Consider the following 11,306-nt stretch of genomic DNA (forward strand, 5'->3'; position numbering starts at 1 on the left):
CAATACTTTGGTTTAAATGCTCTTCATTTAAAAAATCTGAAAGAAAATTAGATTCAATGTTTTTTGATTTCAGAAACTCCTTTGCATAATAACTCTGCACCCAATGCTTATAGTTACCTAACTGATTAAAATCTAATGGTAAGGATTTATGCTTTATGATTCTTTTGATAAATAATTTACATTTACCAAAAAAATCATCCTTTAAATATTTAAAGTGATTATCCACAGACAACCACCAGATATGAAAGTTAGATCCAGGTAGACGGTTAGTATATTGGGTTGCGATTTCAGGTATAACGAACTGATAATCTTCATTTTGTACATCAGCAATATTACATACTTTCACATTATATTTTGAATAAGCGTTCGGGACTTTAAAGTCGCGTTCAAAAGGATAATATAGAACTTTAGCATCCCCTCCATTCTGATTAATACTATCAACCAACTGATGTATTAACTCTGGACCTCCTGTTACTGAATTTCCAGGACAAATTGCAATTACACATTTATGAGTCATTAGTACTCTCCAGCTTTGCTATTTTATTTAATGCTGACCGAATGACTTGATGCATATCATAATACTTATATTCAGAGAGACGCCCACCAAATATTACATTTTCAGACTTGGCCAATTCGCGGTACTGCTTAAATAACTGCATATTCCTCTCATCATTTATTGGGTAGTACGGTTCATCACCTTCTTTCCATTCAGATGGATATTCCTCAGTTACAACAGTATGATTTGTAGTTACGTGATCAAAGTGTTTATGCTCAATAATACGAGTAAAAGGAATATCTCGCTCAGTATAATTTATAACGGCATTACCTTGGTAGTTCTCTTGCTCTATTGTTCTTGTTTTAAATTCTAAAGATCGGTACTCCAACTTACCTAACTTATTATCGAAATACTCATCAATAGGACCAGTATAAATTATATTATCAGCCACCCTCTTGTAGTATTCTTTGTCTTTAAGGAAATCAATATTTAGTCGAACTTCAACTCCCACAAGCATTTTTTCAATTAACTTAGTATAACCACCTTTAGGTACACCTTGATAATTATCAGAGAAGTAATTATTATCGTAAGTAAAACGAACAGGTAAACGCCTGATAATAAACGCAGGTAAATCTTTACAATCTCTACCCCATTGCTTTTCGGTGTAACCCTTTATCAATTTTTCGTAAATATCTCTACCTACTAATGAAATTGCCTGTTCTTCAAGATTAGATGGTTCTATCCCATCCATTTCTTTACGTTGCTCAGCTATTTTTGCTTTTGCTTCTTCCGGAGTTTTAGTACCCCATAACTGATAGAAGGTATTCATGTTAAATGGCAAGTTTAACAACTGCCCTTTATAATTTGCAAGAGGTGCGTTGGTAAAACGGTTAAACTCGACAAATGAATTTACATAATCCCATATTTCTTTATCATTAGTATGAAATATATGTGCGCCATATTTATGCACCTGTATTCCATTATTGTTTTCTGTATAGATATTCCCACCAATATGCCCACGCTTATCGATGACAAGTACTTTTTTACCTTGCTTTGTAAGTTCATGAGCACAAACTGAGCCAAATAAACCTGAGCCTACAATTAAATAATCGTATTTCATTTAATAATACATCCTAAATTAAGTGTTAAAAAGAGGGATTGATTTTTTATGTATAGTACGCAACATCAATAATGTTACTATTGATTCTGTAATGACAACTGATATTGCAGCACCTTCAGACTCTAATAAATAACATAATGGTATTAATGTTAGTAAACTGATTAACCCTGATGACATTAATATAGTCGAGAACTCTTTCTTATAACCATGAGTAAGTAGGACCTGAATTCCAAAGATATTACTGAATCCTATTATTATAGGTAAAACACTCAAAATTTTAAGCACTGAAGCGCTCCGTTCGAATTCAGAACCAAATAAAAGTGAGACAACATAAGGCGCAAAGATAAAGAGACAAATACTGATACCAAAAGTTACTGCGGTTTGAATCTTCATTAAATATTTTATCATTTCTAGTGCTTGAGCTTTATTTTTCTTCATTAAATTATTGATGCGTGGATAAAACGATGCAGATATAGGTGCATATATCCCCTGCGCAGCTTGTAATAATTTATGTGCAGACACATAAATTGCAACACTAACAGGGCCAGAAATAATACCGAGAAGTACAGTAGTAGAGGTAGTATAGAGGCTAATGGCAGCAGTTGATAAAAATAGATGCCAACCATCCTGCAACTCTTTTTTCATAGCTCCACGTGTAGGTAAAAGCCAAATAATCCAGTGTCTTTTAACTATCAAGTATGCAGAAAATGCAACGACTATAATAGGAGGCATTGATGATAACAACGCTGCTAGCCAAATATCATCAGTACTTTGAACATATAAAAATAAAAATGGTAGTTGGAACACTTGAAGTACAAGTCGAATAATAGAAATAGTACCTAACTGCTCTTTCCCTTGAAATAACCATTGTGGAAATAATGCAGCAGCAAACACCGCTACATATGCAGATAATAAAATGGGCAACAATAAGGATATACTATCAAAAACTATTGATAATAAAAATAATAACATTAAACCTGTAAACGCAATCAATACACGTATAGCGATGACATTCCAAAAAATCAAACTCAATCTCAACTTATCGCCATTAACTTGTGCAATTTTTTGAGTTGCTGACAAATCAAATCCATAATTAACAGCAATAATAAAGTATTGAATAATTGCTATACAAAAACCCAACTTACCAAAACCGATAGGCTCTAAAACTCGAACTAAATATGGAAGTGTAATTAAAGGGATAATATATCCAGCAACACGGATGCTGAATAACGAAGAAATATTTTTAATTATAGTTCTATCCAACATTATTTTTCTACAACTTTTGACGGTTAGGAATTAGCCTAAGGTTTTGGGTGTAACTATTCATAAGCTTATTTAATAAGACATTAACTTTATCTGATAGTAAAATTAAATTAATGTATACCAATGGCTTGGTATTGATAATAATAATTAAATCAACAAATTATAACTTCATATGTTAAATATCTACTGAATCACACATTTGATGTAAGCAATTCTGAATTGAATCTAGTTTAATTGTAATATTAGCTAAATAAACATGATTATTCATTGTACTTCCAACTAAAGTGTCTTGCGTATTTATTATAAAGAACAAACATAAATACAAACAAAGCCAGTTCTATACTTTCGGGTACTTGGAAATATTCACCTAACACACCGATTAAGGACATAACGACAGAAGCGATTGAGATTACCAACAATGTTTGGCGTGATGACAAGCCCGCACGTTGCAATATGTGGTGCAAATGATCACGATCAGGTTTGAACGGAGATTTACCTTTTCGGTAACGGCGCATAACAATTGCTAACATATCCATTAACGGTATTGCACATATCCATAAAGCAGTAACTGGTCTAAACGAAGCGTTATCCCCTTGTGTGCCAATGGTTAATAACCAAATTACACTTAGGCCAATGAACATGCTACCAGCATCGCCCATAAATATTTTCTTTGTATATTTTTTGAAATAACCTAAATTAAACATTAGATAAGGCAAAGTGGCTGTAGCTAATATTAACGGGTAAGTTAAATAACCGCTATTACCATTCATTAAAAATAATATTGCGATAGCAGTGAAGGTATTCAGGCTCAAACTGCCGACTAAACCGTCAATACCATCAACCATGTTGTACGCATTTATAACAACAATTATGGCAAAGTAGGTAAATATGATGCCTAATGGTCCTAACTCTATATTGCCTAAACCAAACAAGTTACCTAAACTAGCAATATAACCACCTACACCGTAGATCATTAAACTGGCAATAATAATTTGCCCAACAATTCGAATACGTACTTTAAGGTCGAATTTATCGTCAAGCGCACCAATAAACACCATCATCGCCGAGGCAATTAAGTACATACGTAACTCTAGAGTATTAGGCAACCAGATTAAGCTTGCAGCTAATACAGCCGCAAATATAGAAATACCGCCAATAAGAGGTATTTGACCTTCGTGATGCTTTCTCGCATTAGGTTTATCCACTAAACCAACATCTACTGCAATTGGCTTGAATAATTTAATCGCAATAAAAGCAAAACAAAAAGCGCTTAAGGCAGTTAATACAGTGACTATCATCTAAATATACTCCTGTTTGCCGAGTGCTTGGTTTTTATGGCTCACTTCAGTTGCCTGATTCGTATCAAATTCTGATTTATTGTCACTTAACGAATCATTACTAAGATTAGTCGGTGTACTTTTTTTAGTAAAGTATCGTATTAAAACTATTAGCACTGATAAAATACCCCCAAGCATAGTACCGAGTACAACAATTAAGGCTCTTTTTGGTTTAGCTTTTTCTTCTGGTGCATTGGCAGGATCAATGGTTTTTAATACATACTCTTTTGAAACTTCAGCTAGCATTATGGTTTTGGTTTGCTCTTCAATCAGCTGGTAAAAAACGGTTTGCATATCTGATAGCTGTGTTTCTTCTAATTTTTTAGTTAAATATTCAATACTGTTTTGCGCTTCAATTTTATCTTGTTCGCGCATAGTACTATTAATATCATCTACTAATAACTTTAACCATTGAGTGGCAATTTCTGGCGAGTAATGCTCTATTGAAATTGTGACCATTCCCGTTCCTTTATCGGTTGCTATCGACAAAATTTCTTTAAATTCTCGAAATGCTTCCCATGAAGAAGGTTGAGGTTTTTTAGGTGCTTTAACTTCTCTTATCCATGTTTTACTCGTTATGTTATAAATTTCTTCATCAAACATGAGTGTATTGGTATTAATATCCCAATTATTTGCGGCCATTAATGGCACAAGTAAACTATGTTTAGTAATAAAGTTTTCTAGAAAAAATCGAGATTTTAGTACTTCAAGCGCCAGGCCTGTTTTGTCGGTGCCACCGCCGCCAAGATTAATACCCGCTAAACTTGCTAAACCGCCGAACTGTCCAGCCATTTTAGCTAAGCCGCCAGCTCCACCTTGGTCGCCAGTTGGAGATAATAAGGTTGTGGCTTTATAAATATTCGGTTGATTAATCGCATATAAAACTGATGATATGGCGAACAGAGCACTAATGATAATAATCAATAGCTTGCCTGACCATATAGCATGCCAAAGTTCGGCCAAATCTATTTCGTCGTCTTCGGTGAGGTGTTGTTGCTGATAAAATTCTTTTGAATTCATTGCGTTGACTTCACTTGAAGTACTTCCTTGCAATTTATGACTTTTCACAATAACTCGCATTTAAGTTCATTTTAATAACTATTCCTAGAGGCATTTTAAATTAACATATAATACTAATTGCCCAACTGAGTAGGCATTATAACAAGGTCTTCGACCTTGTTAATAGTGCTTTATTAATTTTTTAGTCACAACAACTCAGTAATATTAGCAAATGTATATGATTTTGCCTCATCAGCTTTGATACTTATATAGATAATGCACAATATTTTGGATTGAGAACTGTTTGTGAAAAAAGCTCTATTATATAGGTTTAAAGTAATGGTAATAAGCTTTCAGATTCGTTTGGCTGATGCTTTGCCTTCAACTTTGTGTTTCTAAATTAAGATGTCGGGCTAAAGCCCGACCTACAATTTATGTTATGTTAACTGTATTAACTTGTTACATCTTTTGTTTTTTTATAAAGTCGATATACCAAGGCATGGCTTTGTTAATACCTTGCTGAATACGAAACTCTGGCTGATAACCTATTAGGTTTTTAGCTTTAGAAATGTCGGCCTGTGAATGGCGTACATCTCCTACTCTGAAGTCTTGATAAATCGCCTGCTTACTATAACTGACTTCATTTATACTTAACGCAGACACTAAGCTTGAAAACAACTCGTTCAGTGTTGTTCTATCGCCAAGTGCTACATTGAAAACTTGATTTTTGCCTTCTTCATCAGCTGTTGCCGCTAATATGTTTGCTTGTACAGCATTTTCAACAAAGCAAAAATCGCGACTAGTTTCACCGTCACCATTAATAAATAAGTCTTGATTCTCTATCATTGCTGCAGTCCATTTTGGAATAACAGCAGCGTATGCGCCATCAGGGTCTTGGCGTTTACCAAAAACATTAAAATAACGTAAACCTGTCGTATTTAAGCCATAAGTTTTATTAAATACGTCGGCATAAAGCTCGTTCACATACTTAGTAACAGCGTAAGGTGATAATGGTTTACCAATATTTTCTTCAACTTTAGGTAATGCTGGGTGATCACCGTAGGTAGAGCTTGAAGCAGCGTACACAAAAGTTGCTACGTTAGCGTCTTTTGCTGCCGTTAACATATTAACAAAACCCGTTATATTAGCCGAGTTAGTTAAAATCGGGTCGGCAATTGAGCGAGGAACAGATCCTAATGCAGCTTGATGCAAAATGTAATCTACCGCTGTATTATCAATTGTGAGGGCTTTTTGACAATCATCAAAGTTTCTAATATCGCCCTTGATGAAAGTAAAGTTATGCCATTGCTTAGGCGACACTTCAGATTGAACTTCATCTAAGTTATGTTGATGGCCAGTAGCAAAGTTGTCTAAACCTATAACTTTTTGGTTTAAAAGTAACAATGTCTCTAGAAGGTTTGAGCCAATAAATCCGGCGACACCTGTTACAAGCCAAGTTTTTGGTGTTTGTATAAGTTGTTTCTTTACTTCATCGTATCTTGACATTATTACGTCCATTTTCTGTTACTTTACTGATAGTTTAAAACTTATAGCTGAATACTTGTCATAATTAACTCACATTTATTTTATGTGATGCTTTTATAAACGCATATCCACTGACTCTTTCGGCAAAATGTATTTTAAGTCGTAAAGTACGTGTTGTGCTTTACCTAATTTGCGAATTTCATCAACTCCCATTAGCTTGAATTGATTATGAGCTACGGCAAGAATAATGGCATCGTAATGACCTGTTTTTGGTTTTTCAACCAGACTTAAATTGTACTCATGCTCAGCTTGTTCGCTTGAACACCATGGGTCAGTAATATCTACATTGATATTATATTCTTTAAGCTCACTTACAATATCAACAATTTTGGTATTACGTAAATCGGGACAATTTTCTTTAAATGTAAGGCCCATAATTAATACGTTTGCACCTTCCACTTGAATACGTTTATGTAACATATTTTTTACTAATTGAGACACTACATAAGCGCCCATACCGTCATTTAAACGTCTTCCGGCCAGTATCATTTCAGGATGATAGCCAACTAACTGAGCTTTATGAGTTAAGTAATAAGGATCAACACCAATACAGTGACCTCCTACCAAACCTGGGCGGAACGGTAAAAAGTTCCATTTAGTGCCTGCAGCCTCTAGTACTTCCAAAGTATCGATATCGAGTTTATTAAAAATAATAGACAGCTCATTGATCAAGGCAATATTAACGTCGCGTTGTGTGTTCTCAATAACTTTTGCAGCTTCTGCAACTTTGATTGAACTCGCTTTGTGTGTACCAGCAATGATAATAGAGCGATATAAATCATCAACTATTGTCGCAATTTCAGGGGTTGAGCCTGAGGTTACTTTCAATATATTTGTAACTCTATGTTCTTTATCACCCGGATTAATACGTTCAGGTGAATAACCAGCATAAAAATCTTTATTAAAAACTAAACCTGAAAATTTTTCTACTACGGGAATACAAGCTTCTTCTGTTGCCCCAGGGTAAACAGTAGATTCATAAATAATAATATCGTCCTGTTTAACTACCTTACCTAGCATTTCACTCGCTTTAATCAATGGCGTTAAATCAGGCTGTTTATGTTGATCAATAGGCGTTGGCACAGTAACAATATAAACATTAGCTGTTTTTAAATCATCTGGTTGACAGGAGTAGCTGAGGTTTACTGTTTCGGCCAATTCTTCATCGCTAACTTCAAGCGTGCTATCGATACCATTATTTAATTCTGATATGCGTGCTTGGTTGATATCAAAACCTAAAGTTTTATATTTTTTTCCAAACTCTACCGCTAACGGCAAACCAACATAGCCTAAGCCGATTATGGCAATTTTTACATCTTTTAAGTCACGTATCATTTTAAGAATCCTATACCATTATAAGTCAGTTATATTTTATTATTACTTCTTCACTTAATGCTGTTTAAATTGTAGGTCGGTATTTAAATCATCAAATTGACGTTATAAATACCGATCTACTAAGAACATTATGTCTTACTAAATTCCGTTTATCGCCGCAACGGCGACCGCTGCATTATAAATAATTTGTGTCGCGGTAGACCATAACGTTAAATCGCTCATATATTCTGAGTCTAATGGCACAACTATGGTGTCGCCTGGTTTCAATGAGGTATCTGCTGTACCAGCAAACCAGTTACTTTGTTCTATCATTTTAATGCTACCACTTGCTGATATAACGTAAATACGCTCTTCATCAGCACGTTTTTTAATGCCACCACTTTGGGCAATATAGTCTTCTGCTGTCATTGCACTGTTGTATAAATGTGATGATCCTACTTGCACTTGGCCAATAACGTTAATAGAATTTTTCTTAGTCGGTACAAAAAGTATGTCTCCACCTTCCAATAATACTTCATCACTATTTGAATTCATTAAACGGGGCAGGTTAATAACTAAACGCCCTACAGGTTCAAGCTCGGTAATATCAGACAATAACTTTTGAGCATCGTCGTAAGAAGTTGAAGTACCTTGATCTGTTAACGATTTAGACGCCATTTCAATACGTAGGTCACCTGCGAGCTTAATCAAGTTTTGCTTTTCTAATTCTTTCAGCTTTTTACGGGTGAATACTGAGCCATCAGGGTGAGCATATTGTGTTAAGCCACCCGCTTTAGTCACTAAGTCAGCTAAAGTTTCACCACGTCGAATGGTATATTTTCCAGGGAAGACAAATTCACCACGTAACTCAACAACATGGTTTTCGCTCCAAGCTGGAATTTTGTGCACGTTTAATCTGTCTTTACTTTGCAAAGCTATATCAAAGTTCTTATCTTCTTTTAATGCTAAATCTAAATCTACATCTAACGATACTTTTGTCGCACCTTCTGCAGTGAGCGTATTTCGAGTAACTTCAGCACGTGTTAAATATGCAGACTCTTTTACACCACCAGCCGCGGCTAATAAATCACTAATTTTCGCGTTTTGAGCTAAAGGATAGATACCAGGAAACTTAACTTGACCATCAACTTCAACCAATTGAATGGGTTGCCCTGAAGCACCTTGCTGGCGAAGTTTCCTCAACACTGGTGCTAATAGGCGTGGGCGAGAAAATAGCGCCATTTCACGAATATCGACAGTTCTGTCAACAGTATTAGTAATTTCTACTAACGATTGGTTCGCTAAACGCTCGGCTTCTTCATCTTCTGCAGTTGCCGATGAACGTTGTGACGAACTGCCACCATATTTTTTCCAAAATGATTTTTCATCATATGAAGTTTTAGCTTGTTGACGTTCTTTAGCAAAAAGTTGCTCTTTTGTAAAAGCCAACTCGTCTAACGATATTTTTTCATCAACTGATTTTGTAACATTTGAAAATATTAAAATTTTATCACTCGGCAGTAGCATTAAGTTATCAACCGAATTTTCAACCGAAAGATTTAATGCTCGCGCTAAATTAAACTGCAGTACCTCTATGTTTCTAGCATCGTCTTTTTGACGAACAATTAAGCCATAACTTAAATCGGCCGATGGTAATATATGAGAGTCTAAACTTGGTAATAAATCCGCTATTTTAATACCTTGTTGCCATTGATATTTACCTGGGCGTGTTACAGCGCCGATTACGGTAATTGATTGTTCATACATACCTGAGCTTTTTAGCACACGTATATAGTCACCACTTTTTAATTCTTGCGTACGAGCCGCGCTATCAGTTAAGTCAACATTGATGATGCTACGTAAATTTTGGTTATTGTAACGTTCAATCATCGTAGATTGAGGGTATGCCGATGGCAGTAAACCACCAGCCATGGCGATAACCTGATTGAAGTTATCGCCTTTTTTTAATTCATAAATGGCAGGTCGTCTTACTTCACCCAGTATTGAAACACTTTTGCTTTGCGTAGGAATAAAAACCACATCGCCAGATTGCAATAAAATATCACTTGATGAATCGCCTTTTATAAGTAGGTCGTATAAATCTACTGTTTGAACAATTTTACCCGCACGCTTTACTTCAATATTACGCAATGAGCCAATATCACTAACACCACCGGCAGCGAAAATAGCGTGTGTTACACTTGAAAGTGAACTCAATGTATAAGGACCAGGTTTATAAGCATCACCTAACACAAAAATACGCATAGAGCGTAACTCAGCTAAGCTTACAACTACATTTACGCCGATAATGCGTTGTTGAATTTTTTCAGTCAGAAACTTTTTCATTTCTGAAAAAGATAACCCTACGATTTTAATTGGCCCAACATCAGGAATAAGTATATTGCCTTCTCGGGTTATAGGTAGAACGTATTCAGCATTTTCTTTGCCATATACTTGTATCGATAATTGATCACCTACGCCTAAAACATAATGATTAGGAATGGCGATGTCCATGGTGGGCGTAAACGTACTTGGGGCATTGGAAAAAACGTCCATACCAAACCTTTCAAGCGGTTTGAACAATGCATTATCGTCTTCGAAAAAAGAATCTTCATCCTGATTTCTAATGTTATTTTCAGTCGTAGCTCTAGGTGTAACTGGTGTTGATGAGAGTTGTGCTTGTTGGTTGCTACCTGATATTTGCCCCATCACCGAGTTAAGATCAACGCCCATACTCTGCGCTAGTGCCTGCTGCTGAGATTTAGGTAAGTTTTTAAATTGCGCTATTTGCTGTTGACTAATTTGTGCAGCAAGCGCATTAAAAGAGAATGTAAAAACGACGAGAAGGCTTGTTAGTAGACGAATAAAGTGAATCATTGGCGCGTATTTCTTCCTATATACGGGGTACAGAACTTAGATTTAAAAGTAAATCAGCGGGGAGTTTATCAGTAAGTGTACTTTGGTTAAAGTAACTTTTTATTAACCTAAGCATCAAGATAAAGTACGTTATTGCTATAAGGCTTAGCGATAAAATGGGTTAGGTTATCGGTTTGTTATTTAAACTTGTTTTTAAATGACTAACTTCATAGCATGACTTAACTATCAAGCTTTATTAAGTAGTACCTATTTAATACCAGTAACGGATAACTTTGTTTACAATACTCTGTCGTTAGTACAATTTTTGACTTAAAGCGAAAATAACCAATACTCAAAAATAACTGTGACAATACAT

The 11,306-nt window shown here is 35.3% G+C and carries 8 protein-coding genes; all 8 read right to left on the reverse strand.

Annotated elements, in window-relative coordinates; all coding sequences use genetic code 11:
- On the reverse strand, nt 1-517 hold a 517-nt coding region (locus H4J50_RS16810), incomplete at its 3' end, for a hypothetical protein (protein ID WP_220466297.1).
- Nucleotides 507-1,616, reverse strand: coding sequence for a UDP-galactopyranose mutase (glf, locus tag H4J50_RS16815; protein ID WP_182257440.1), 1,110 nt, complete (start codon nt 1,614-1,616; stop codon nt 507-509). The genes H4J50_RS16810 and glf, both read right to left, overlap by 11 nt.
- A gap of 18 nt (nt 1,617-1,634) precedes the next feature.
- Nucleotides 1,635-2,882, reverse strand: a complete 1,248-nt coding sequence (locus H4J50_RS16820) for a flippase (protein WP_182257441.1) — start codon at nt 2,880-2,882, stop codon at nt 1,635-1,637.
- Between the two features lie 257 nt (nt 2,883-3,139).
- A complete protein-coding gene (gene wecA, locus H4J50_RS16825) occupies nt 3,140-4,177 on the reverse strand; it encodes a UDP-N-acetylglucosamine--undecaprenyl-phosphate N-acetylglucosaminephosphotransferase (RefSeq protein WP_182257442.1) in 1,038 nt (345 codons plus the stop codon).
- Nucleotides 4,178-5,296, reverse strand: a complete 1,119-nt coding sequence (locus H4J50_RS16830; protein ID WP_259366283.1) for a Wzz/FepE/Etk N-terminal domain-containing protein — start codon at nt 5,294-5,296, stop codon at nt 4,178-4,180.
- Nucleotides 5,297-5,674: 378 nt separating this feature from the next.
- Entirely contained in the window at nt 5,675-6,721 is a 1,047-nt protein-coding gene (locus tag H4J50_RS16835; protein WP_182257443.1) for an NAD-dependent epimerase/dehydratase family protein, read from the reverse strand.
- A 93-nt stretch (nt 6,722-6,814) separates the two neighbouring features.
- A complete protein-coding gene (gene tviB, locus H4J50_RS16840; RefSeq protein WP_220466298.1) occupies nt 6,815-8,095 on the reverse strand; it encodes a Vi polysaccharide biosynthesis UDP-N-acetylglucosamine C-6 dehydrogenase TviB in 1,281 nt (426 codons plus the stop codon).
- Nucleotides 8,096-8,233: 138 nt separating this feature from the next.
- Nucleotides 8,234-10,951, reverse strand: coding sequence for an SLBB domain-containing protein (locus H4J50_RS16845; protein WP_182257444.1), 2,718 nt, complete (start codon nt 10,949-10,951; stop codon nt 8,234-8,236).
- Nucleotides 10,952-11,306 lie beyond the last annotated feature (355 nt).

This window comes from Colwellia sp. 6M3, assembly GCF_014077595.1.
GTDB lineage: Bacteria > Pseudomonadota > Gammaproteobacteria > Enterobacterales > Alteromonadaceae > Cognaticolwellia.